At 61.2% G+C, this 24,556-nt stretch carries 21 protein-coding genes; 17 read left to right on the forward strand and 4 right to left on the reverse strand.

Annotated features, from left to right (window positions below; genetic code table 11):
* Positions 1 to 10: 10 nt before the first annotated feature.
* The 11 genes from ispD (at position 11) to GSUB_RS00515 (ending at position 15,858) form a co-directional block, all read left to right on the forward strand.
* Entirely contained in the window at positions 11 to 706 is a 696-nt protein-coding gene (gene ispD / locus GSUB_RS00465; protein WP_040198631.1) for a 2-C-methyl-D-erythritol 4-phosphate cytidylyltransferase, read from the forward strand.
* A gap of 67 nt (positions 707 to 773) precedes the next feature.
* Complete coding sequence (gene ispF, locus GSUB_RS00470) at positions 774 to 1,274, forward strand: 2-C-methyl-D-erythritol 2,4-cyclodiphosphate synthase (RefSeq protein WP_040198632.1); 501 nt, start codon at positions 774 to 776, stop codon at positions 1,272 to 1,274.
* 72 nt (positions 1,275 to 1,346) lie between these two features.
* Positions 1,347 to 3,032, forward strand: a complete 1,686-nt coding sequence (locus GSUB_RS00475; RefSeq protein ID WP_040198633.1) for a glutamine--tRNA ligase/YqeY domain fusion protein — start codon at positions 1,347 to 1,349, stop codon at positions 3,030 to 3,032.
* Positions 3,033 to 3,056: 24 nt separating this feature from the next.
* Positions 3,057 to 5,000, forward strand: a complete 1,944-nt coding sequence (locus GSUB_RS00480) for a CheR family methyltransferase (RefSeq protein ID WP_052464274.1) — start codon at positions 3,057 to 3,059, stop codon at positions 4,998 to 5,000.
* 174 nt (positions 5,001 to 5,174) lie between these two features.
* Entirely contained in the window at positions 5,175 to 5,717 is a 543-nt protein-coding gene (locus tag GSUB_RS00485; protein ID WP_040198634.1) for a chemotaxis protein CheW, read from the forward strand.
* A 73-nt stretch (positions 5,718 to 5,790) separates the two neighbouring features.
* Positions 5,791 to 7,566 (forward strand): methyl-accepting chemotaxis protein, encoded by a 1,776-nt coding sequence (locus tag GSUB_RS00490; RefSeq protein WP_040198635.1) that lies wholly within the window; start codon positions 5,791 to 5,793, stop codon positions 7,564 to 7,566.
* A gap of 20 nt (positions 7,567 to 7,586) precedes the next feature.
* Positions 7,587 to 9,713, forward strand: a complete 2,127-nt coding sequence (locus tag GSUB_RS00495; RefSeq protein ID WP_040198636.1) for a hybrid sensor histidine kinase/response regulator — start codon at positions 7,587 to 7,589, stop codon at positions 9,711 to 9,713.
* A gap of 11 nt (positions 9,714 to 9,724) precedes the next feature.
* Positions 9,725 to 10,753, forward strand: a complete 1,029-nt coding sequence (gene cheB / locus GSUB_RS00500) for a chemotaxis-specific protein-glutamate methyltransferase CheB (protein WP_040198637.1) — start codon at positions 9,725 to 9,727, stop codon at positions 10,751 to 10,753.
* A gap of 124 nt (positions 10,754 to 10,877) precedes the next feature.
* Complete coding sequence (gene cysS / locus GSUB_RS00505) at positions 10,878 to 12,323, forward strand: cysteine--tRNA ligase (protein ID WP_040198638.1); 1,446 nt, start codon at positions 10,878 to 10,880, stop codon at positions 12,321 to 12,323.
* Between the two features lie 10 nt (positions 12,324 to 12,333).
* Positions 12,334 to 14,346, forward strand: coding sequence for an excinuclease ABC subunit UvrB (gene uvrB, locus GSUB_RS00510; RefSeq protein ID WP_040198639.1), 2,013 nt, complete (start codon positions 12,334 to 12,336; stop codon positions 14,344 to 14,346).
* Between the two features lie 69 nt (positions 14,347 to 14,415).
* Positions 14,416 to 15,858 (forward strand): dihydrolipoyl dehydrogenase family protein, encoded by a 1,443-nt coding sequence (locus GSUB_RS00515; RefSeq protein ID WP_052464276.1) that lies wholly within the window; start codon positions 14,416 to 14,418, stop codon positions 15,856 to 15,858.
* On the opposite strand, the gene GSUB_RS00520 is transcribed toward GSUB_RS00515, so the two are convergent.
* The gene (locus GSUB_RS00520) at positions 15,830 to 16,927 is read right to left on the reverse strand and encodes a phosphotransacetylase family protein (RefSeq protein WP_040198641.1); all 1,098 of its coding nucleotides are present in this window, start codon (positions 16,925 to 16,927) and stop codon (positions 15,830 to 15,832) included. The two genes, GSUB_RS00515 and GSUB_RS00520, sit on opposite strands and share 29 nt — an antisense overlap.
* 98 nt (positions 16,928 to 17,025) lie before the next feature.
* Between GSUB_RS00520 and GSUB_RS19300 the strand changes: the two genes are divergently transcribed.
* Positions 17,026 to 17,199, forward strand: coding sequence for a hypothetical protein (locus GSUB_RS19300; RefSeq protein ID WP_158414014.1), 174 nt, complete (start codon positions 17,026 to 17,028; stop codon positions 17,197 to 17,199).
* A gap of 39 nt (positions 17,200 to 17,238) precedes the next feature.
* Here GSUB_RS19300 and GSUB_RS00525 read toward each other — a convergent pair whose 3' ends face one another.
* Entirely contained in the window at positions 17,239 to 17,427 is a 189-nt protein-coding gene (locus tag GSUB_RS00525) for a Rho termination factor N-terminal domain-containing protein (RefSeq protein WP_040198642.1), read from the reverse strand.
* Positions 17,428 to 17,655: 228 nt separating this feature from the next.
* Here GSUB_RS00525 and GSUB_RS00530 point away from each other — a divergent pair, with 228 nt between their 5' ends.
* Complete coding sequence (locus tag GSUB_RS00530) at positions 17,656 to 19,497, forward strand: UbiD family decarboxylase (RefSeq protein WP_040198643.1); 1,842 nt, start codon at positions 17,656 to 17,658, stop codon at positions 19,495 to 19,497.
* A gap of 46 nt (positions 19,498 to 19,543) precedes the next feature.
* Positions 19,544 to 20,485, forward strand: coding sequence for a PLP-dependent cysteine synthase family protein (locus GSUB_RS00535; protein ID WP_052464279.1), 942 nt, complete (start codon positions 19,544 to 19,546; stop codon positions 20,483 to 20,485).
* 30 nt (positions 20,486 to 20,515) lie between these two features.
* Here the strand turns inward: GSUB_RS00535 and GSUB_RS18405 are convergent, their stop codons facing one another.
* Positions 20,516 to 20,716 carry an EAL domain-containing protein gene (locus GSUB_RS18405; RefSeq protein ID WP_084211609.1) on the reverse strand — a complete coding sequence of 67 codons (201 nt, stop codon included), beginning with the start codon at positions 20,714 to 20,716 and terminating at the stop codon, positions 20,516 to 20,518.
* A 9-nt stretch (positions 20,717 to 20,725) separates the two neighbouring features.
* Positions 20,726 to 21,118 carry an acyl-homoserine-lactone synthase gene (locus GSUB_RS18410; RefSeq protein WP_084211611.1) on the reverse strand — a complete coding sequence of 131 codons (393 nt, stop codon included), beginning with the start codon at positions 21,116 to 21,118 and terminating at the stop codon, positions 20,726 to 20,728.
* Between the two features lie 79 nt (positions 21,119 to 21,197).
* On the opposite strand from GSUB_RS18410, the gene encB reads away from it, so the two are divergent.
* The 3 genes from encB (at position 21,198) to GSUB_RS00555 (ending at position 24,484) form a co-directional block, all read left to right on the forward strand.
* Entirely contained in the window at positions 21,198 to 21,509 is a 312-nt protein-coding gene (gene encB / locus GSUB_RS00545) for an encapsulin nanocompartment ferritin-likeEncB family encapsulin nanocompartment ferritin-like cargo protein cargo protein (protein ID WP_040198646.1), read from the forward strand.
* Between the two features lie 43 nt (positions 21,510 to 21,552).
* Complete coding sequence (locus tag GSUB_RS00550; RefSeq protein WP_040198647.1) at positions 21,553 to 22,593, forward strand: cytochrome-c peroxidase; 1,041 nt, start codon at positions 21,553 to 21,555, stop codon at positions 22,591 to 22,593.
* Between the two features lie 118 nt (positions 22,594 to 22,711).
* The gene (locus tag GSUB_RS00555) at positions 22,712 to 24,484 is read left to right on the forward strand and encodes a phospholipase D-like domain-containing protein (RefSeq protein WP_052464281.1); all 1,773 of its coding nucleotides are present in this window, start codon (positions 22,712 to 22,714) and stop codon (positions 24,482 to 24,484) included.
* The last annotated feature ends 72 nt before the right edge of the window (positions 24,485 to 24,556 follow it).

Consider the following 24,556-nt stretch of genomic DNA (forward strand, 5'->3'; position numbering starts at 1 on the left):
GCGGAGACAGATGAACACCACGGCCCTGATCCCCGCTGCCGGCATGGGCCGGCGCATGGGAGCCTCGATCAACAAGCAGTATCTCGAATTGGCGGGCCGTCCCATTCTGGCCCACACCCTCGCCCTGTTCGAGAACTCCCCCGATATTGACCGGATTATCGTCATCTCCCCCCAGGAGGAGATCCCCTTCTGTCGCGAACAGGTGGTGAGCCGCTATGGCTTCCGCAAGGTGCACGATATTGTGGCCGGCGGCGCTGAACGGCAGGACTCCGTGCGCAACGGACTGGGGGCTCTTCCCGAGCCGAGTGGGGATGATATCGTTCTTATTCACGACGGCGTGCGCCCCTTTATGCCGGCGGCGCTGCTGCCCGAGGTGATTGCGACGGCGCAGCAGGTCGGTGGGTGCGTGGTGGGCGTTCCGGTCAAGGATACGGTCAAGGAAGTCAGCGATCACCGAGTGGTCGGCACACCGGTGCGGGAGCGCCTGTGGCTGGCGCAGACTCCGCAGGCCTTCCCCTTTTCAGTTATTCGCCGAGCCCATGACCGCGCATTGGCCGAGAACTTTCGCGGCACAGACGACGCATCCCTGGTGGAGCGTCTCGGTCTGCCGGTGGCGATGGTGCAGGGCAGCTATCGCAACATCAAGATCACGACGCCTGAGGATCTGACCCTGGCCTATGCCTTTCTTGGTGATAAATCCTTGTAATTAACGGCCGGCCGTCGATTTCGACAGGCCGGTTTTGTGCTTGTAGACAAAATCAAAAGGAGGCATCATGTTTCGTATCGGCCAGGGCTACGACGTGCACCGCCTGGTGCCCCAGCGGCGGTTGATCCTCGGCGGGGTCGAGATCGATCACGAGCGGGGGCTGCTGGGTCATTCCGATGCGGATGTGCTGCTGCACGCCATCTGCGACGCCATCCTGGGGGCTCTGGGGGAGGGAGATATCGGGCGCCATTTTCCCGATACGGATTCGGCCTATCGTGGCATCTCCAGCCTCAAGCTGCTGCGGGAAGTGATGGCGCTGGCCGAGGGCGCCGGCTACGCTATCGGCAACCTCGATGCGACGGTGATCGCCCAGGCACCCAAGCTGGCGCCCCACATCCGCGCCATGGTGGAAAATATCGCCGCCGCCTGCCACACCGACGTGGAGCGGGTCAACGTCAAGGCGACCACCACCGAAGAGCTGGGATTCGCCGGCCGGCGCGAGGGGATCGCCGCTCAGGCGGTGGTTTTGCTGCAGAAGAGTTCCGTCACCGAAGAGATTCCTTTCTGAACGCTGTCCTGTTTTAATTCCATGCCCCACAGGGCATGATTTGATCTGAGGAAAGGCCAGGATTACCGATACATGAGCGACAATCATTACACTCACGCCACCAATTTCATCCGCAACATCATCGAAGAAGATCGTGCGGCCGATTCCAGCCGCCAGGTTATTACCCGCTTCCCCCCCGAGCCCAACGGCTATCTGCACATCGGCCACGCCAAGTCCATCTGTCTCAATTTCGGCCTGGCTGCCGATTACGGCGGCCGCTGCCATCTGCGCCTTGACGACACCAATCCTGAAAAGGAAAGCGTCGAGTACGCCGAGGCGATCAAGGATGCGGTGCGCTGGCTTGGCTTCCAATGGGGAGAGCATCTCTATCACGCCTCTGATTATTATGAGCAGCTCTACGCCTGGGCCGAGGCGCTGATCGAGCGCGGCAAGGCTTTCGTGTGCAGCCTCAACGCCGAGCAGATGCGCGAGATGCGGGGGACGTTGACCGAGCCGGGGCGCGAGAGCCCTGATCGCGACCGCCCGGTGGCGGAAAACCTCGACCTGTTCCGCCGCATGCGTGCCGGTGACTTTGCCGACGGGGCATACACGCTGCGCGCCCGCATCGATATGGCCTCTCCCAATATGAACCTGCGCGATCCGGTCATCTACCGCCTCCAGCGTCACAATCACTACCGGACCGGCGACGCCTGGTGCATCTACCCCATGTATGACTACGCCCACCCGCTGTCCGATGCCCTGGAGGGTGTCACCTACAGCCTGTGCACCCTGGAGTTCGAGGATCATCGACCGCTCTACGACTGGTTTCTGGAGCAGCTGGCGGATCTGCTGCCGGCCCGGCCGCGCCAGATCGAATTCGCCCGCCTCAACCTCGCCTACACGGTGATGAGTAAGCGCAAGCTGCTGGAGCTGGTGCGTGAAGGGCATGTGCAGGGGTGGGACGACCCACGCATGCCGACCCTGGTGGGACTGCGGCGCCGCGGATTTCCACCTGCCGCGATCCGCGCCTTCTGCGACCGCATCGGCGTCGGCAAGAGCGACGGTTGGATCGACATGGGCGTGCTCGAGGATTGCGTGCGGCAGGAGTTGAACGAAACGGCCCCGCGGGCCATGGCCGTGCTTGATCCGCTCAAGGTGGTGATCACCTCCTATCCAGAGCAGAAGCGGGAAGAGTTTGACGCGCCCAATCATCCGCAGAAACCGGAGATGGGAACCCGCAAGGTGCCGTTCTGCCGGGAGATCTACATCGAGCGCAGCGATTTCATGGAAGACCCGCCCCGCAAATTTTTCCGCCTCGGGCCGGGGCGCGAAGTGCGTCTGCGCAACGGCTACATCATCCGCTGCGACGAGGTGGTCAAGGATCCGGTCAGCGGCGAGGTCACCGAGCTGCGCTGCAGTCACGATCCCGATACGCTGGGCGCCAACCCCAAAGATGGTCGCAAGGTCAAGGGCACCATCCACTGGGTATCGGCCCGCCACGCTCGGAAAGCCCAGGTGCGGCTTTATGACCGCCTGTTCTCCGTGCCTCATCCGGGACAGGGACAGAGCGATTACCGCCAGGACCTCAATCCCGATTCCCTGCAGCTGTGCAGCGCGCTGATCGAGCCGTCACTGGCCGCGGGACAGGGGTGCTTCCAGTTTGAGCGGACCGGTTATTTTTATACCGATCCTGTTGACAGCAGGCCGGAGACACCGGTCTTCAACCGTGTCGTCACCCTGCGTGACACCTGGGCCAAGATCGGCCAGCAGGGCGGCTGACGCCGAGGCAAAAATTTATATCGCATGCCGCGGACTCAACTCCACAACCCTGCCCCGCGGGTCTGCATTGCCGATACCGAGGGGGGACTCTGCGCCGGTCTGGCCGATGTCGTGACCGAGGCCGGCGCGAGCGCCGAACCGGTGACCTTAGATCAGGATCTGGAAAGGATTCTGAGCGAAGAGCACTGGGACGTTGTCATCCTGGGGCTCGAGCTGTCCGGCAGGTCTGGGCTGGAACGATTGCGGCTGCTCGAAACGCGTCACGTCTATCGGCGTCTGCCGGTCGTGGTGGTGGCTGATTTCCCCGAGCTCGAATTTGAGCTGCCGGATGTCTTCGATTTTCTGCCTGCCCCGGTAGACTCTGAACGGTTCCTCGTTTCCCTGCAGCAGGCTTTGCAGCTCCAAACTCCCCTCCACAATACCAGGCAGTATGCCCCCCTGACCCGCGACGACCTCTTCGCATTTCAGGCTTTTCTCATCCAGCACAGCGGCCTTCGTTTCGACCTGCGCAACAAAAACATGCTTGAACGCGGCCTGCAGCGACGCATGCGGGTGCTGGGCATCGACTGCTACCGCGCCTACCTTGACTATCTCACCACATCCCCCTACGGCCATGACGAACTGAACCGGCTGTTGAGGCTTCTGACCGTCGGAGAAACCTGTTTTTTCCGCGACCTCAACCAGTTCGAAGCGCTGCGACGACAGGTGCTGCCGGAGCTTCTTGCTCATCGACGGGGGGATCGCACCCTGCGGATCTGGTCGGCAGGATGCTCCACCGGCGAGGAGCCTTATTCCCTGGCCATTGTGCTGCGGGAGTTTTTTCCCGAAACCCGTGACTGGGATGTGCGCATCCTGGCCGGCGACCTCAATCCGCAGGCCCTGCACAAAGCGCGCAGCGGTGTTTATGGCGCGCGGGCGCTGCGCATGGCAGATCCTGCTATTGTCGACAAATACTTTCACTTGCGCGACAAACGTTATATTCTCGACGAATCGATTCGACGCATGGTGGAGTACAGTTCCCTCAACCTGCAGCGGCACAATTATCCGGATGAAGCGCTGGGGCTGGCGGAAATCGATCTCCTCATGTGCCGCAACGTCCTGATTTACTTCAACCGGGACACCTGTCGCTCGGTGCTCGAGGGATTTTATCGCACCCTGCGCCCCGGCGGATATCTGTTTCTCGGGCATGCGGAGAGCTTGACATCGCTTTCGCCCCGCTTCGAACGGGTGAGCGGCGAGGGCGGCTTTTACTACCGTCGCCCTCTGCATGAAGAACCACCGCCTGCCGAAGAGAGCGGCCACACTGCGCCTGCGACCTCTGCCATCCTGCACGATGCGTCGCCGAAACCCTCCGCTGCCTCTTTCACCCCGCCTACGGCCGGGTTGTCGAGAGATGCGCCGCTTGCAAAGAGCAATGCTGATCTGCCGTCGCCCAAAAGGGAGGAGATTCCGTCGACGGTTTCTCTGGCGATCCGATGCCGGGAAGCGGCACAGGCTGTGGCCCGTGAAGACTATGGCGAGGCGCACCGCCTATACGAAGATATCCTGAAACAGGATCCGCAGCATTGCGATGCCTTGACCGGCATGGGGTTTTTATGTGCCAACCAGGGCGACTACCCGCAGGCGCTGGAATGGGGAGCACGCGCTCTGGCGGTTGATGACCTTCATGCCGATGCCTATTTTCTGTGCGGACTGGCCTTTGAGCTGGATGAGCAATGGGAGCAGGCCCGCGAGGAATATCGCAAGGCGCTGCTGATCGATCTCGATTTTGTCATGCCCTATTTTCAGCTCAGCCGCATTTATCAGCGCCAGGGGCGAAAAGAAGATGCGCGCCGGGAGCTTTCCAATACGCTGCGGCGACTTGATCCATTGCCTCCGGGGACCCTGGTGACTCATTCCGGCGGATTCAGCAGGGAAGAACTGATGGAGATCTGCCGTTCGCTGCTGGAGCGGATCGATGCCCGTTGACTTTTGTAACTGCTCAGCACGGGGCCGTAACTCCCATGACAAGGGCACTATTCGCCATCCCTGGCCGTTTGATTGGCGCCCTCCCTGGCGCCAAACACCCTTGCCATGGGAGTTACGGCCCCGCTGGTGAATAGGTACTGAACTTTTGGATGCAGGCTATCGGGAGCAAGCACGATGAGCGATTCCTCGCAATCTGTGGATGAAATACGGCGCACCCTTGACCGCATGCGACAGGATTACTGGCGCCAGATAGAAGAACAGGACGAAGCGCCGCAGGGAGAGGAGCGTGATTTCGTGCTGCTGCGCCTGGCGCAGGAATGGATCGGCATCCCCTGCGAGCAGGCCCGTGAAGTGCTCAGGGTCCCTCGCCTGGTGCCGGTGCCCGGTGTCGATGACCAGATCGCCGGCATCGTCAACGTGCGCGGACATATTGTCGCCGTTACCGACCTGCGTGCGCTGTGCGGCCTGGCGCGGGCTGAAACCGACAGAAATTCGCGCCTGATGCTGGTCGAGGCGGCGGGCGTGACCACAGTCCTGTTGGTGGATGAGGTGCGCGATATCCGCCCGATCAAAGTCGACGACATCGAGGAGAGTCCCCGGCATTTCGGTCGGCTTCCGGCGGAGGTTTTTTTCGGCCGGGTGGAACTTGCGGAGGGGCTGGTCAGCCTGATCGATATCGATCGCTTGTTGCGGTGCCCCGAATTGATTATCGAGTAGAATCACAGCCGGAGTTGCAGGCAGTTTATTCGCCGACCGTGGTCAGCGGCGGCCTTACGTGATGAGGTGAGAGATGCTTTCCTGGATCAAGCGACGGATTTCCATCAAAATCAGTCTTGCTTTGATAGTCGTTCTATCCCTGCTGGGGACGCTGGTCTCCGTCTACCTGGTGCAGACACGAGCCGAGGCACTGGAGGAGATGATGCTGAACAAGGCACGCACGCTGACCAAGATCGGCGCGCGCATCGTGGAGCAGACCTTCCAGCAGGCGATTGAAAGCGGGCACCTGACCCGGGAAGAGATCTTCGATACTGATTATCGCGAAATCCAGGAAGGGCCCTTGAGTCGTTCCGGAGCACCCAAATACCATACCGCCTACGATCAGTATCTCGATCGGCGGCTGCAGCCCATCATCGACGCTTTTATCGAAGAGGACAGCATGGTCGTTTTTGCGGTTCCGACCGATTACAACGGCTATGTCCCGACTCACAACAGCATCTACAGCCGGGCTTTGACCGGGGATCCGGAGCAGGATCTGCTTCGCAACCGTACCAAGCAGATTTTCGATGATCCGGTCGGGTTGCGTGCGGCGCGTGTGGAAGGACCGCAAGACGGGGGGATCCTCCGTCAGAGTTATCGGCGCGACACCGGCGAACGACTCTGGGACCTGAGTGCGCCGATCTCCGTCGATGGTGAAAGGTGGGGAGCGTTCCGCCTTGGTTTTTCCATTGCTCAGACCGACCACGAAATGGCGGTTCTGCGCAATACAGTGATTGCTTCGATGCTGGTTCTGCTCGCGGCTGCCGCGCTGACCATCTACCTGGTCGTCACCCGCATCATCCGACCCCTGCACGAGGTCACCGCTACGGTGGAGCGCATCAGCGAGGGGCATCTGGATGAAACAATCACTGTGGACCGGGAAGATGAAATCGGCACTTTGGGGCGGGCCGTCAATCATATGACGCAGATGATTGTCCACAACCTCAAGGGTGAAGTCGACAAGAGCAACAGCCTGATCAAAAATGTCAAGGAGGCGGTCCTGCAGCTCTCCTCAGGCGCCAATGAAATCATGGCCATTTCGGCGCAGCAGTCTTCCGGCGCGACACAGCAGGCAGCGGCGGTGCAGCAGGCCACCAGCACCTCTCAGGAATTTGCCGCTACGGCGCGCCAGGTGGCTGACAACGCAAAGCGGGTCGAAGGTCTGGCCGAGCAGGCCAGCCAGGTGAGCCGCAACGGCCGCAAGGCGGTGGAGGATGCTTCCGCAGGGATGGAGGAACTGCGCCGCCAGGTGCGCAGCGTGGCCGATGCCATGCTCGACCTGGGAGAAAACAGCCACAAGATCGGCGGAATCGTCGATATCATCGAAGAGCTGTCCGATCAGACCAACCTGCTGGCCCTCAACGCGGCCATCGAGGCGGCCGGGGCAGGTGAATCGGGCAAGCGTTTTGCGGTTGTCGCCAACGAAGTCAAACGGCTGGCCGAACGCACTGTTGAGGCCACCAACCAGATCGACAATCTCATCGACCGTATTCAGACTTCGACCAACACGACGATCATGCAGACCGAAGAGGGCACCAAGAAACTCGACAGTGCCTATCAGCTGGTCAGCCGAATCGCAGAGGTGCTCGACAGCATAATCGTAACCGTGCAGCAGACCACCACCGCGGCAGGAGAGATTACCGTCTCGACTCAGCATCAGCTGGCGGCCAGCGAGCAGATGACCGAAACCATCAGCGAAGTCAGCGATGTGGCCGGCCAGGTGGCGTCCAGCGCCGAGGAGACGGCTCACGCCATCGCCGAGCTGTCTGAGCTGGCAGAACGGCTCAGACAGCTGGTGGACGACAAGTAGAGGATTGCCGCGAGGATATTGTGACGGAAAAACAGCGCAAATATCTCGATATTTTTGCCCGGGAGGCGGCCGATCATCTGGCGGCTCTGCGTGCCGGCGCCCTTTCTCTGGAAGGCGGCGGTGGCGGCGGTGAAGGTATTCGTGAGTTGCTGCGCCATGTCCACACCCTTAAAGGGGCCTCGCGGATGCTCGATCTTGATGCCACCAATCTTCTGGCGCACGCCCTTGAGGATTGCCTCAAGGAGGTGGAGTCCGGAGAGCGGTCCCGCGACGGGGCATTGGTTGACGTGGTGCTGCTGGCTGCCGACACCATCGAGGCGCTGGTTGAAGAGGCGCGTGGTCATGGGCGCTGTGCTTTTCGCCATGATCGCGTGATCGAGGGGCTGCGTCGCGGTGTCGTGCCTCAGGATGCGACCGATCCCGAAATTCATGAGCACCGGGATGAAGCGGGCACCGACGGCACGGGTGCTGCGGGTGACAGTGTGCGGATCGCCGTAGAGCGGCTTGACCGCATGGTGAACCTGATCGGCGAAGGCACCCTGGCGGTGCATCAGCTGCAGGAGCGCGCTGAATATCTGGCAGCTTTCGAGCAGGACCTGCAGGCCTTTGCACAGCGCCTGCGGCGCGATGAGAATCGCAGAGACCTCACGCTGTTGCTGGAGCGGTTGCAGACCCATCGGCTGAAGGTGCAGAAGGAGATCCTGTCGTTTCATCTCCTCAATGAAATGCTCGCCGAAGAAGCCGACGGGATGCGCATGGTGCCCTTTGCTCCTCTGGCCGGCGATCTGCGTCGCGTGGTGCGGGATCTCGCCCGTGATGAAGGCAAGCAGGCTGTTCTTGAAATCGAGGGAGAGGATGTCGCCATCGATCGCATGCTGTGGGAGGCGTTGCGGCCGGCCCTGCTCCACATGCTGCGCAATGCCGTTGATCATGGCATTGAGCCCCCGGAGGAGCGACGCCGACAGGGAAAAGACCCCACAGGCCGGCTGCTGCTCAGCGCCGGGTACGAGCACAGCGGCGTCTGCATTCGGTTGTGCGATGACGGGCGCGGCATGGACCCCGGTCGGGTGAGAGAGCTGGCCGTAGAAAAAGGCGTGGCCTCTGCAGAAGAAGTGGCCGACATGAATGATGAGCAGGCTCTTTACCTGATCCTGCGTCCCGGATTTTCTTCCCGCGAAATTATTACTGATCTGTCCGGGCGGGGTATCGGCATGGATGTGGTGCACAACTGCATGGAGCGGATCAAGGGAAACCTGCGCATCCATTCAACACCGGGCGAGGGCACCGACATTGCCCTGCAGCTGCCGCTGACCCTGGCACGTATGAATGCCCTGGTGATGCAATGCGAAGGGGAGCGCTATGTGGTCCCCCTGCAGTATGTGATGGCGGTGGTGCCGGTGCGCGAACAGGATCTCGTGCTGCAGGGCGGGCGCGAGATGATCCGTTTTGAAGGCAGGCTTTTTCCGCTGCGGTCATTGAGTGAGACACTCGGCGTTACCCAGCGGACCCTGATTGAGCAGCGGCGCATTTTCGCCGTGGTCATGGGCTTTCGCGAGCAGAGTGCCGCCTGGGCGGTCACTGCGGTGGAGCGGGTGAGGGAGATCGTGATCAAAGGGCTGGGTTCGCAGCTCAAGAGCGTGCCGGGCTTCTCCGGCGCGACTCTGCTGGAGGAAGGTTTGCCTGCTCTGATCCTGTCCGTGCCTGACCTCTTTTCACGGTTGACCGCCGCCGGCGAAACCCGCCTGCATGGCGAATTTGCCGCCGCGCGTGAACGGATGCGGCGAGGCCGGGTGCTGGTGGTGGATGACTCCGTCACGACACGCACTATGGAGCGCAATATTCTTGAAGGACAGGGCTACCGGGTTGAAGTGGCGGTTTCCGGGGAAGAAGCCCTGGCTGTGTTAGAGCGGCAGGATTTCGACCTGGTCGTCACGGATATCGAAATGCCCGGCATCGACGGCTTCGAACTGACACGCCGCATCCGCCAGGCGCAGGACGGTGCCGACGTGCCGGTGATCATCGTGACCTCGCGCGCCACGGATGAAGACCGGCGGCGCGGCATTGAAGTCGGCGCGCAGGCCTATATCGTCAAGGGCAGCTTCGATCAGGGGAAACTGATGGATGCGGTGGAAACCCTGATAGGGTAGGGGCTGTTTTCGTGAAAAAAATCAAAATTGTCATCGCCGACGACTCCCTGTTGACGCGGGTGGTGCTGCGGGACATTCTGCGCCGCGATGCGGAAATCGAAGTGGTGGCCGAAGCCCGCAACGGCCGTGAGGCCCTTGATGCGGTGCTGCGCTGCCAGCCGGACCTGGTGATCATGGATGTGGTGATGCCGGTGATGGACGGGATCAGCGCGGTGCGTGAAATCATGGCGCGCCGCCCTACGCCGATCCTGATTCTCTCCTCCAGCGTGCGTTCCCACGATGCTCGCGGCGCCTTTCACGCCATCGACTGCGGCGCTCTCGATGTCATGAGCAAGCCGCGCGGTATGGTGAAGGACGTGTTCGAACCCATGGCCGAGGCGTTGGTGGAAAAGGTCAAACTGCTGGCGCGGCTGCCGGTGCGCCGCCTGGTTTCGGAGCGTCCCCGCACCGCAGCGGCAATATCTGGTAGCCCAGCGCAGCGCAGCGTATTGGCGATCGGCGCTTCTACCGGCGGCCCTAAAACGGTGCTGTCCGTGTTGCGCAATCTCTCCCCCGCCACCCAGGCTTCTATTCTGGTGGTGCAGCATATTGCCGCAGGTTTTGCCGAGGGGTTCGCCCTGTGGCTTGATCGGGAGACGCCGTTTCCTGCCTCTTTGGCGCGTGAGGGGGATGTGCCGCGTCCGGGGCACATCCTCGTTGCGCCCCATGATCGTCACATGGAACTGCGCGACGGCCGCATCCTTCTGACCGACGGACCGATGGTCAACAGCTGCCGCCCTTCGATCGATGTGCTTTTCGCCGGGCTGGCTCACGAACAGCCCGAAGATGTGGTTGCACTTCTTTTGACCGGCATGGGACGCGACGGCGCCGAGGGGATGGCCGCCCTGAAGCTGGCAGGTGCCGTGACGCTGGCCCAGGATGAAGCGAGCTGCGTGGTGTTCGGCATGCCCAAGGCCGCGATTGCCCTGGGTGGAGTGCAGCAGACCCTGGCCCTGCATGATATCCCCCGCGCGCTGGGGCGCCTGCTCAAGCAGAAGTGACGGGTTGGTTCTTGGCCCGCAGCTGCGGTTTGTGGTAGGTTTCCGAAAAAGGTGCGGATCGGCGCAGATGGATGCCGGACCTGCAACCAAGATCAAATTTTCCTGAAGAGAGGTTTTTCTACCCATGAGTATTCGCGTATTCAACACCATGACCGGCCGCAAGGAAGAGTTCCAGCCCCTCGAACCCGGTCGGGTGAAGATGTACGTGTGCGGCGTGACCGTTTACGACTACTGCCACATCGGTCATGCCCGCGCCAATATCGTGTTCGACGTCGTCTATCGCTACCTGCGCTACCGGGGGTACGAGGTGCGCTATGTGCGCAACTATACCGACGTCGACGACAAGATCATCAAGCGCGCCAACAAGCAGGGGATCTCCAGCCATGAGCTGGCGGAACGCTATATCCGCGCCTTTGACGAGGACATGGCCGCCCTCGGTCTCGCGGAGCCCACCGACCAGCCGCGCGCCACTGAGCATATCGGGGACATCATCGCCCTGGTGCAACGCCTCATCGACAAGGGAACCGCCTACGAAGCGGGCGGCGATGTTTATTTCGCGGTGGAGAACTTTCCGACCTATCTCAAGCTCTCCAAGCGCAGCCTGGACGAGATGCAGGCCGGCGCCCGCATCGCTCCCGGCGAAAAGAAGCGCAACCCCATGGACTTTGCCCTGTGGAAGGCCGCCAAGCCTGGGGAGCCCTCCTGGGATTCCCCTTGGGGACAGGGGCGGCCGGGCTGGCATATCGAGTGTTCGGCCATGAGCACGGTTCTGCTCGGCGAGTCCTTTGACATCCACGGCGGCGGCAAGGACCTGATCTTTCCACACCATGAAAATGAGATCGCCCAGAGCGAGGCCGCGTCCGGCAAGCCGTTCGTCAAGTACTGGCTGCACAACGGTTTCGTCAATGTCAACCAGGAGAAGATGAGCAAGTCTCTGGGCAACTTTTTCACCATCCGCGACATTCTGAAAAAGTACGATCCGGAAGTCGTGCGCTTTTTCATCCTCACCGCCCATTACCGCTCGCCCATCGATTTCTCCGACCAGAACCTCAAGGAGGCGCGCGCCGGGCTGAGCCGTTTTTACGAGGCACTGCATGCCGCGGATGAGGCGCTGGAGGGCTGCCCCGAGGCAGAACAATCCTCGGATGAAGGCGCCAAGCTTGCAGAGACCTTCTGTCAGGCGATGGACGATGATTTCAATACCGCCCAGGCGCTGGGCCATCTTTTTGAAGGCGCCCGCGCGCTCAACCGCCTGCTGGGGGAAAAGAAGTTCCGCAAGAAGGCCGACAAGGTGGCGGCGGCCCGTGCGCTGCGCGATACGCTGCGGTCTCTCGGCGGCGTGCTGGGGCTGTTCGGCTCCGACCCGGGCGCCTGGCTGCGGCAGCGCAATCTGGCCGGCCTCAGCGAGTTGGGGCTGAGCGAGGAGGATATACAGGCGCGCATCGAAGAGCGGCTGCAGGCACGGGGCGACAAGGATTTCGCCCGCGCCGACCAGATCCGTGAAGAACTGGCGGAAAAAGGGGTTGAACTGCTCGATACGCCGCAGGGCACCACCTGGAAGGTCAGGTGATTCGCCGTCCATGGCCCGCTTCGTTCTTTCCAGCCAATACGAGCCGCGCGGCGATCAGCCCGCGGCCATCGCCGAGCTTGAGGCCGGGGTCGAACGCGGCGACCAGCACCAGGTGCTGCTCGGCGTCACCGGCTCCGGCAAGACCTTCACCATGGCCAATGTGGCCGCCCGCCTCAACCGCCCGACCCTGGTGATGGCCCCCAACAAGACCCTGGCGGCGCAGCTCTACGGCGAGTTCAAGGAGTTGTTTCCGCAAAATGCGGTTGAGTATTTCGTCAGCTATTACGATTACTATCAGCCCGAAGCCTATATTCCCACCACCGACACCTTCATCGAAAAAGACAGCGCAATCAACGAAGAGATCGACAAGCTGCGCCACAGCGCCACCCGCTCGCTGCTGACCCGCCGCGACGTGCTGATCGTCGCCTCGGTGTCCTGCATCTACGGTCTCGGCTCTCCCGAGGCGTATCACGGCATGCTGGTGGAGCTGGTCGAAGGGGCCGAGATCGAACGCAATGCGCTGCTCAAGCGGCTGGTGGAGATCCAATACCAGCGCAACGATGTTGATTTTCACCGCGGCACCTTCCGGGTGCGGGGCGATGTGGTGGAGATTTTTCCCGCCTACGAGGAGGACCGCGCCCTGCGGGTGACCTTCTTCGGCGACGAAATCGAAGAGATCGCCGAGATCGACCCCATGCGTGGCCGCATCATCGACCGCCTGCCGCGGGTGCATGTCTTCCCCGCCAGCCACTACGTGGCGACCCCGCCGACGCTGGAGCGTGCCATCAAGGAGATCCAGGAGGATCTGCGCCTGCGGCTGACCGAGTTGAAGGCGCAGGACAAGCTGGTGGAAGCGCAGCGCCTCGAGCAGCGCACCCTGTTCGATATCGAGATGATGGAGGAGATGGGCTACTGCCAGGGGATCGAGAACTATTCGCGTTACCTCGACGGGCGCAGCCCCGGTTCGTCGCCTGCCACCCTGCTCGACTACTTCCCCGATGACGGGCTGCTGTTTATCGACGAAAGCCATGTCACCGTTCCGCAGATCGGCGGTATGTACCGCGGCGACCGCTCACGCAAGCAGACCCTCGTCGACTACGGCTTCCGCCTGCCGGCGGCGCTGGACAACCGCCCCCTGACCTTCGAGGAGTTCGAGGCGCGCCAGTTCCAGACGGTCTATGTCTCCGCCACCCCTGGCGACTACGAGTTGAAGAAAGCGCACGGCGTGGTGGTGGAGCAGATTGTACGCCCCACCGGCCTGGTGGACCCGCCTATCGAAGTGCGGCCGGCGCAGCAGCAGGTCGATGACCTGATCCACGAAATCCGTCGCACCGTCGAGAGCGCCCAGCGGATCCTGGTCACCACCCTCACCAAACGCATGGCGGAGGATTTGACCAGCTATCTTGAAGAATTGGGAATCAAGGTGCGCTACCTGCACTCGGATATCAACACGGTAGAGCGCATGGAGATCATCCGCGACCTGCGCAAAGGGGTGTTCGACGTGCTGATCGGCATCAACCTGTTGCGCGAGGGGCTCGATATCCCCGAGGTGGCGCTGGTGGCCATTCTCGATGCCGACAAGGAAGGGTTTCTGCGCTCGGAGCGCTCACTGATTCAGACCTGCGGCCGGGCTGCCCGCAACGTCGACGGGCGCGTCATCATGTACGCCGACCGCATCACCCGCTCCATGCAGGCCTGCATCGATGAGACCGGGCGCCGCCGCGAGACGCAGCTGGCCTATAATGCCGAGCACGGCATCACCCCCCAGTCGGTGAAAAAGTCGCTGCGCTCGATCCTGGAGGACATTGCCGAGCGCGGCGATTACGGCGAGCTGCCGCTGGCCGCCGAGGAGGAGATCCCCTACGGTTCGCCGCAGGACATCGCCAGGGAGATCGCGCGGGTCAAAAAGGAGATGCTGGCGGCCGCCGCCGATCTAGACTTTGAAAAGGCCGCCGAGCTGCGCGACCGCATGCTGCAGCTGGAAAAGCAGGAGCTGGCGCTGCGGGGTTCGCCCATCAAATAAGGAGCGGCCTTCCTGTCGCGAATTGATTCTTGGGGCCGACGTCTTATTCCTCACCTTTTTGGAGTGACCATGGATCCATCCTACGACATGATCATCCTCGGTTCGGGAACCAGTGCCTTTGCCGCCGCGCGCAAGGCGTCCTCACTGGGTGCCCGGGTGCTGATGGTGGAACAGAGCCGGCTGGGCGGAACCTGCGTCAACTGGGGATGCGTGCCGAGCAAGACTCTCATTCACCATGCCAGCGAATACGCGGTGGCCGCGCGCCTTGCCGCAGCGGCCGGCGATGCGCCGCCGCGCGTCCCCGACGGCCGCTGGCTGCTGGAAAGCAAAGAGCGCGCCGTGGACAGTGTGCGACAGGAACACTACCAGAGCGCTCTCGATGACGACCCGCTGATCGACATCATGCACGGGCGCGGGCGCTTTCTTTCCCCGCACAGCCTGCAGGTGGGCGACGAGATCCTGACGGCGGAGCGCTTCCTGGTCGCGACCGGCGGCTATCCCCGCACGCTGGCGCTGCCGGGGCTCGAAGAGGCCGGTTATCTCAACAGTTATTCGGCCCTCAATCTGACAAAGCCGCCCGCCTCTCTGCTGATTCTCGGCGGCGGCGTCATCGCGGTGGAGATGGGGCAGATGTTCGCCCGCTTCGGCACCCGGGTCACCATCATCGAACGCGGCCGGACTCTGCTGCGGGAGTTCGACCGGCGCCTGACCCGCACCTTTGCCGAATTGCTGCATCAGGACGGCGTCTCCTTCGAGTTTGAATTCGAGGCCCGCGAAATTGAGCGTCACGGCGACCAGCTCTGCCTGCGTGAGGCTTCCGGCGGGGCCGATCGCTGCTTTACCGCCGAGCGCCTCATGCTGGCGGTCGGCACCGCTCCGGCGACACGGGATATCGGCCTGGACAAAGCCGGCGTTGAGCTGAATGTCGGCGGCTTCATCCAGGTCGATTCCTATATGCGGACTTCGGCAGAGAACATCTGGGCCGCCGGCGATGTCACTGGACCGCCCCTGATTGCACCGGCCGGCGCGCGGGAAGGAGAGGTGGCGGTGGTCAACATGCTCGACCCGGATGCACGCCGACGCATCGACCATCACACCTCCCCCATGGCGGTATTCGTCGAGCCGGAGCTGGCAACGGTGGGGATCAACGCGCGGCAGGCGGCGGAAGAGGGGATCGAAGCAGACGAGAGTTACTTCGACCTGAGCCATGTGGCCAAGGCCCATGTGATGGGCGGGCGCCGCGGCGGTTTCGTGCTGACGGCCGCGCGGGAATCGGGGCGACTGCTGGGCACGCAGATTCTTGCGCCGCGCGCGGCCGACATTATTCACCAGGCGGCGCTGGCGGTGCGTTGCGGGCTGACGGTGCGCGACCTGTCGGAATGCGTTCACGCCTATCCCACCATTGCCGATGGTCTGCGGCTGGCGGCGTTGGAACATGCGCGTCTTTTCGATGTCGACATTGACAGGTCAAATTTTTCCGGAATCAGGGAAACAGGTCGAGCAGAACCTTGAGATCGAAGCGCTCAGGCGCCAGTTTCTGCAGCAGATCGATCTTTTCCTGGTCTTCGGAGGTGATTTTTGACACATCCTCGGTGATGAGGTTGTGCAGCTCGGCAGTGGTGTGCTCGGTGGTGCGCAGGTAGGGGATGCCGCTGTGGTCGAGAATCTTCTGGGTGATGCGGCTTACGGGGATGATGCCGGGGACGACCAGACCGACGATTTTTTCGCGGTACTCCGGCATCTGGTAGAGGTTGGCCAGGGTGACGAGCAGTTCGTCGCGACTGCTGGTGACAATCAGCAGGGTGCTGTTTTGCAGCAGTTCGGCAACCCGCCAGGTTGAGGCGGCGCCGATCTGCACGTGATGGATGATGCGGCCCGCCTGGCTATCATCGCCATGCAGCGACCGGTCCAGCAGGCGGGAGATGCGGCGCAGAGTGGGGTTGGCCAGCACCGGTTGATAATTGAAGCCGCCCAGAACTTTCAGGTCGTATGGTGAGAGGCCGCGCTGCAGATAATCAATGGATTGATCGCGCTTGGCCGGATTGAGCTTGTTGGCCACCACGCAGCGAACCCTGACCCCCTGCTCCCGGAACATGCACAGATTGAGACAGACCGAATCCACGACCCGGCCGATGCCGCCTTCGGTCACCATCATCACCGATGCATCCAGCAGGCGCGCCATGTCGGCATTGGACAGGCCGGCAACGGAACCGACACCGGCGTGGCCGGCTCCCTCGATGATGAGCAGATCGCACCTGTCTTCCAGTGCCGCGCAGGCCTCGGTGATGCGTGGAACGAATGCGGCGGCGGACATTTCGCCATCGATGATGCGCCGGGTCGTATCGGATTGTAGAACCACCGGCGACATGAGGGGAAACTCCTGCGCCTGTCCGAACAGTTCGGCGATCAACGCGGCGTCACGATCGCCGTCGTGGCCGGCGTAGTGGATAGGTTTTGGACCAAGGGGTTTAAGAAAGCCGACCCGCAATCCCTGGGCGCGGGCCAGCATCAAAAGGGCGAGGCTGGTAGTGGTTTTGCCGCAATGCTGGCCTGTGGCGGCGATGAAGATTTTGCGGGCCATCGATCGAGAGTCCTCCGGCTGGATTTATGTATACGGCATTTTAACAGCCTTTGGCCGCAACAGCTACGAAAATGACGTCAATTTGAATGGAGAGGGGCGTGATGCGCAAACTGCTGACCCTGGGAGCGGTGGGATTTTCGATGACGGCGATGCTCGATCCCCTGTGGCAGGCCGGACTCGGCGAACCCATTGCCTGGGGGCGGGATCTGCTTCTCGCTGTGGGGGGTGGGCTGTGTTTTTATGCGCTGATCCGGTATCGCGATTTTCTGTGAAACCGAATCAGCGGCTGGTAGGTTAGGATCTGCCGGTTTTTATTCGGCAAGGCAGTCCTGGCGCCAGCGGCAATCCTGCTGGCCGCACTGGTGGCGCCAGGAGATGCCGTAGCAGTCGGAATTGCCTTCGGTGAGTTGAATGCTGTGGATCAGGTCGTTTTTTTTCATCTTCGATGCGTTTTTGATCCCCATGTCCTTGGCGATGGTGCGAATATCGGTGACCTTCATGTCACTCTTCCTCCCTGTGATTGATGACGCCGATGAAACCGTAAAACCGATTGTTGGAATTTATCGTTTACAGCTGAATGCACAAATAAAGAATCATAACGCGGTGAAAAGTCAAGAGGCTCTTTGCTGTAATCGGCATTGCATTGCGCGTCGGCCCGCAGTATAAAAAAGAGGCCGTTGTGTCGCGAGGTCGACAGCGGATAATATGACTACACCGGGAGTTACGGCATGGGCTATCGCAATCTGCGGGAATGTGTCGCGGATCTGGAAAAAACGGGGCGCTTGCGTCGCATTGAAGTGGAGGTCGATCCCGACCAGGAGATCGGCATCATTCAGCGCAGAGTTTATGCGCAAGGCGGACCGGCGCTGCTGTTTACCCGTGCTAAAGGGAGCGGTTTTCCACTGCTCGGCAACCTGTTCGGCACCCTGGAGCGCACCCGCTACCTGTTTCGCGATTCTCTGGCGCATGTGGAGACGCTGGTCAGGCTCAAACTCGATCCGCGCGAACTGATGCGCAGACCCGGCACGCTTCCGAAAGCTCTGTTGGGCGCCGCCCATCTGCTGCCGCGGCGCGTCGACAAGGGGCCGATCCTGGCCCACCGCACAAGCCTCAGCCGTCTGCCGCAGCTCAAGTCATGGCCCCTCGACGGCGGCGCCTTCATTACCCTGCCCCAGGTTTATTCCGAAGATCCCGAACGCCCCGGCTGGCGTCATGGCAACCTCGGCATGTACCGGGTGCAGATTTCCGGCAACCGCTACCAGCCCGACCTGGAGGCGGGTTTGCATTACCAGATTCACCGCGGCATCGGTGTTCACCATTCCGAGGCATTGCGGCGCGGCGAAGCGCTGCGGGTCAATGTTTTTGTCGGCGGGCCGCCCAGCCTCAACGTGGCGGCGGTGATGCCGCTGCCGGAAGGGATGCCGGAGCTGGCGTTTGCCGGCCTGCTCGGCGGCCGCCGGATCTCGCTGGTGCCGGCGGCCAACGGCCTGCCCATGCCGGCGGAGGCCGATTTCGTCATTTCGGGGACGATCGATCCCCGGCGCACGCTTCCCGAAGGGCCCTTCGGAGATCACCTTGGATATTACAGCCTGGCGCACGATTTCCCCGTCCTGCAGGTGGAAGCGGTTCATCACCGCCCGGAGGCCATCTGGCCCTTTACCACGGTGGGGCGCCCGCCGCAGGAAGATACCACCTTCGGCGCATTCATTCATGAACTGACCGGTCCGCTGATCCCCGATGTGCTGCCGGGCATTCATGCCGTGCATGCCGTGGATGCCGCGGGCGTTCACCCTCTGCTGCTGGCGCTGGGCAGCGAGCGCTATGTTCCCTATGCCGAAAAGCGTGAACCGATGGAGCTGCTGACGCAGGCCAATGCGGTCTTGGGGCAGGGGCAGCTGTCGCTGGCCAAGTATCTGCTGATCGCAGCCCGTGAAGATGCGCCAGGACTGGACATCCATGATATCGAGGCCTTTATTCAGCATGTGCTGGAACGTATCGACTGGCGGCGCGACCTGCACTTCCAGACCCGGACAACGATCGACACCCTTGATTACAGCGGACACGGCCTCAATGCCGGCTCCAAGGTGGTGATGGCGGCTGCCGGCGAACCACGGCGCACCCTGCCGAGAGAGATCGCCTCCGACCTGGCTCTGCCGGCTGGATTCAGTGCTCCCAGGGTCGTCCTGCCGGGAGTGCTGGCGGTTCAGGGTCCGCCCCATGTCGGGAAACGCGGAGAATCTGCCGCCGATATGGAGACCTTCTGCGCCTATTTCGACACGCAGGCGGCCATAAACCGCTTCCCCCTTGTTGTGGTGGTGGATGACAGCGAGCAGGTGGCGTGCCAGCTGAACAATTTTCTGTGGACGGTGTTCACGCGCAGCAACCCGGCCACAGACGTCCACGGCATCAGTGCCTTTAGCGAAGCCCGTCACTGGGGCTGCCGCGGGGCGCTGGTCATCGATGCGCGGGCCAAGAATTTCCACCCTCCAGCGCTGGAGGAGGACCCGGCAGCGGTGCGGCGCGTAGAGGAGCTGGCCGCCTCCGGCGGCCCGTTGCACGGCCTTTTCTAGATTTTCTCTTTGAACCTGTAAACATTTTTTCACGCGGGATTTCCCCATGGTTTCATCCGACTTGACGCCCAGGACCGACAACAACCTCTGTGCCGCCATCGGCAACACCCCGCTGGTGGCCCTCGAACACCTCAGCCCCAACCCCGGCGTGCGCATTCTTGCCAAACTCGAAGGCGGCAACCCGGGGGGATCGGTCAAGGACCGACCGGCCTGGTATATGATCAAGAAGGCCGAAGAAAGCGGAGACCTGGTGCGGGAGAAGATCATTCTTGAGCCGACCTCCGGCAACACGGGCATCGCCCTGGCCATGATTGCAGCGGCACGACAGTACCGGATCAAGCTGGTGATGCCGGCCTGCGTGAGTCTGGAGCGTCGCCAGATTCTTGAAGCATACGGGGCGGAACTGGTCCTCTCGCCGCCTGACGAAGGAACCGACGGTGCTATCCGTCTGGCGCACCAGATTTTCCAGGAGGATCCTGAGCGCTATTACATGCCAAATCAATACGCCAATCCCAATAATGTCCTGGCTCATTACGAGACCACCGGTCCCGAAATCTGGCAGCAGACCGATGGCCGGGTCGATGCCTTTGTGGCCGGTATGGGTACCTCCGGCACACTGATGGGGGTCGGTGCTTTTCTGCGCGAGCGCAATCCGGAAGTGCTGGTGGTGGGTGTCGAACCGGTGCTGGGGCATAAGGTGCAGGGGCTCAAGAACATGCAGGAGGCCATCGTCCCCGAGATCTATCGACCCCGGGCGCTGGACCGCAAACTGACCATCGACGATGATGAAGCCTTCGAAACAGCTCGGCAACTGGCGTTGCGCGAAGGGGTGCTGGCGGGGATGTCGAGTGGCGCGGCGGTAGCCGGTGCTGTGCGGGTTGCCGCAGAACTGGATCATGGCGTGGTGGTCACTCTGCTGCCTGACCGGGGTGACCGTTACCTGAGCACGACCCTGTTCCGTGCCCGCTGCGCCAAATGCCTCCCCTGATGCGGCGTTTTCCGTACTGAATTCAGCCCTCTACTGCCTTCCCCCCTCTATCGGGTGCCACGCATTGAAATCGCTTACTCCCATGGGGGGAGCGAAGTAAAATCCCTGCACTCCCTGACAGTCGCATTCTCCTGAAAAATCCAATTGTTCCCGCGTTTCAACCCCCTCGGCGGTAACGCTCAGCTCAAGGTTGCGTGCCAGGCCGATGACCGCTCTTGCAATGACGTACATCTCTATCTGCTACTGCCGTGCAAAGCGGGTGGCGCAGCGCAGCAGGTGAAAAGTGTCGGAGTTGAGTTGTGCCTGGGCGCGTTCGCGGTTGGGGTCATCGGGGGACAAGACTGCAAAGCGGCTGATTTCCCAGATATGTTCAGCCCTGGGCGGATCCTCACCGCGCAGCAGCTGCGGGAAAACATCCGCGAGCATGTAGGGGCCGGTGGTCGGCAGAAGGCGCATGGTGCCGGTGACCCGACCGTATCGGTCGCGGCTGACAGGATATACCGGTTTCAGGTCGTCGTAGAGATCACGCTCCCGACCGTTGATGCTGTTGACCTCCCAGCGCAGTGTCTCGTAGAAGACTTTGTGGCGCAGCAGTTTTTTTCGCTGTGAGGTCAGCCTGGGCTTCTTGACAATGGCCGGCTTTACGCTAAAAGTTTCTGTGTCGTACTTTCCTGAGAAAAGAGACCACTCTTTAGAGAAAGGACCCTACTTTGTGCCTGAATTTGCAAATCCTTTTTCCGGAAACAAGTGTGATCGCCGGTTGACCAAGGAAGAGCTCATTCGCGCCATTCGCTACAATATCGCAGCGGAATACGAAGCGATCCAGCTCTACATGCAGCTGGCCGAATCGATCGATGATCGTCTCGCAAAAGAGGTTCTCGTCGATATCGCCAACGAAGAGCGCGAGCATGTCGGTGAGTTTCTGCGCCTCCTCCACCATCTTGATCCCGAGGAACAGAAATTCTACGACCAGGGCAGCGAAGAGGTGGAAGAGGAGATGGAAAAACTGGGAATAACAAAATAAATCGAAAACGCTATTCCATGATTGGAACCGGGAGGAAAATCCTATGTTTCGAAAGACAGCTTTTGCAGCAATTTTTATTCTTATAAGTGCCGGCATGGCTGTTGCCGCCGATGATCTGATGAAGCGCGCGCAAGGACAGTTCAAGCCCATTCCCCAGGATCCGCCGGCCATTGAGGGCAATGCGGCTACGCCGGAGAAGGTGGAGCTGGGACGCATGCTGTATTTTGACCCGCGTCTCTCCAAATCCCAGTTGATCAGCTGCCAGACCTGTCACAACGTCGGGCTGGCCGGGGCCGATCTGCAGGAGGTTTCAACAGGCCACGGCTGGCAGAAAGGGCCGCGCAACTCCCCGACGACCTTCAACGCTGTCTTCAACCGTGCCCAGTTCTGGGATGGCCGCGCCAAGGACCTGGCGGAGCAGGCCAAAGGCCCGGTGCAGGCATCGGTGGAAATGAACAACACGCCTGAACAGGTGATCAAGACCCTCAGCAGCATCCCTGCCTACGGCGAGGCGTTCAAGGCGGCTTTCCCCGGTGAGGAGAATGCCTTGACCTTCGACAACATGGCCAAAGCAATAGAAGTTTTCGAAGCGACTCTGCTGACGCCTGATTCACCTTTGGACCAATACCTTAAAGGCGACGAGGCCGCCCTTGACGACAACCAGAAACAGGGCCTTAAAGCATTTATGGACAAGGGGTGCGCCGCTTGCCACAACGGCGTGAACATCGGCGGGTCGAATTACTTTCCCTTCGGCGTGGTTGAAAAGCCCGGTGCCGATGTCATGTCAGAAGACGACACGGGGCGGTACCAGGTCACAAACACCGCGGCCGATAAATATGTATTTCGCTCCCCCTCCCTGCGCAACGTAGCGATTACGCAACCTTATTTCCACTCGGGCAAAGTCTGGAGTCTGCATGATGCCGTTGAGATCATGGGCTCGGCCCAGCTTGGCATCTCCCTCACCAATGATGAGATTGATCGCATTACCGAATTTCTCGAAACTCTGACAGGCCATCAGCCGGAAGTCACCCATCCTGTGCTGCCGCCCAGCACCGACAACACGCCCAAGCCGGTTCTCGATTAAACCCGGCTGGATCTTTCAACCTTTGAGCACACAGCCCCCGTTGCCAGCGGGGGTTTTGTGTTTGTAGGCACCGGCGAAGCCAGCCGGCTTGTTAAAATGTCACCAAAAAGGGTCACTCATGCGAGCGAACGAGCTGTTTGAAGAAGGGAAAAACTGCTGGCGCATCTGCCGGGCCGACAGGGCCGCAGTGCTGGTCGATGGAGCAGCCTATTTCAGCGCCCTGGCTGATGCCCTGGAAAAGGCCCGGCACAGCATCTTCATTATCGGCTGGGACATCGACAGTCGTATCCGGCTGCGCCGCGACCGGCAGGATGAGCCGCCGCTTGGCGACTTCCTCAACAACCTTGCAAAAAAGCATCGGGATTTGCGTATTTATGTGCTCGATTGGGACTTTGCCATGCTCTACGCGCTGGACCGCGAGCCCCTGCCGGTCTTCAAACTCGGCTGGAGTACCCATAAAAGACTCGAGTTCAAACTTGATGCACGGCATCCCGTCGGGGCCTGCCATCACCAGAAATTGGTGGTGATTGACGACAGCCTTGCCTTCTGCGGAGGTATCGATCTGACGCATGGCCGCTGGGACACCCCGCAGCACGCCCCCCACGATCCGAAACGGCACGACAATGAAGAGGATCAGCCCCCCTTCCACGATGTACAGATGATGGTTTCCGGCGAAGCGGCCGCGGCCCTGGGCGAACTGGCGCGCCGACGCTGGCGGCGTGCCGGTGGCGGGGAGCCGGTGGGAATCTCCTCTCCGACATCCGATCACTGGCCGCAGAAGGTGGATGTCGAATTTAAAGACGTTCCTGTCGCCATAAGTCGCACAGAGCCTTCCTACGAGGATGAGGCCGAAGTGACGGAAGTCAGGCAGATGTGGGTTGATGCCGTGGCTGCGGCGCGACGACGCATCTATATTGAAAACCAATACCTGACCGCCTCCAAGGTGGTGGATGTTCTTGTGAGATCCCTGGAGCGGGAGCAGGGACCGGAGATCGTCATCATGCTGTCACGCCAGCACACTGGATGGCTCGAAGAGGCGACCATGGGTGTTCTCACCCAGCGCCAGGTCAATCGTCTGCGTGAAGCGGACCAGCATCACCGGCTGCGCATTGTCTACCCTGAACGCACCGACCTGGGAGAGAAGTTTATCAAGGTGCATGCCAAGGTGCTGGTGGTGGATGATGTGCTGGTGCGGGTCGGCTCCGCCAACCTCAACAATCGCAGTATGGGGTTTGATACCGAATGCGACCTGAGCCTTTTCGCCGAGGACGATGAGGCCCGCCGCTCTGTGAGCCGTTTCTGCTGTCGTATGCTGGGCGAGCACCTGGATATGGAGATCGATGAAGTGGAGCGGGAACTGCGCCGCAGGGACAGCATGATCTCGCTGATCGATGAGCGCAGCGACAGGGAGCGTTCTCTGCGCCCATTCGATTGGGAGATTGAACCCTTCTATGAGCGCATGGTTCCCGATGGCTCCCTGGTGGACCCGGAAAAGCCGGTTCAGTTTGAAGATCTGGTCGATCAGATCCTCGCCGGCGACAGCGACGCCCCCCGTGAAAGCACGAAGGTCGGGTTGAATAAAATACGTACCCTGCTTGCACTGGTCGGGGCAGCGCTGCTCTTGGCTGCCGCCTGGCGCTGGACGCCGCTGGGAGACTATCTCGACCTGGAGAAGTTGCGCGAATGGGCCGGGTGGGTGAAGCAGAGCCGCTTTGCACCGCTTCTTTTGATGCTGATCTACATCGTCGGCGGTTTGGCGCTGCTGCCGGTAACGGTGCTGATCGTCGTGACAATTCTCACTTTCGGCCCCTGGTGGGGAGGTACATACGCCCTGCTGGGGGCTCTGCTCAGTGCCCTTGTCACCTATGGTCGGGCGTTGGGTGGGGCGTGACGCTTTTCGGCAGTTCAGCGGGGCGCGTCTCAATAAAATCAGTGAACGCCTGGCGCAAAATGGATCGCAAAA

It is taken from the genome of Geoalkalibacter subterraneus (assembly GCF_000827125.1).
In the GTDB taxonomy this organism is placed as follows: Bacteria; Desulfobacterota; Desulfuromonadia; order Desulfuromonadales; family Geoalkalibacteraceae; genus Geoalkalibacter_A; species Geoalkalibacter_A subterraneus.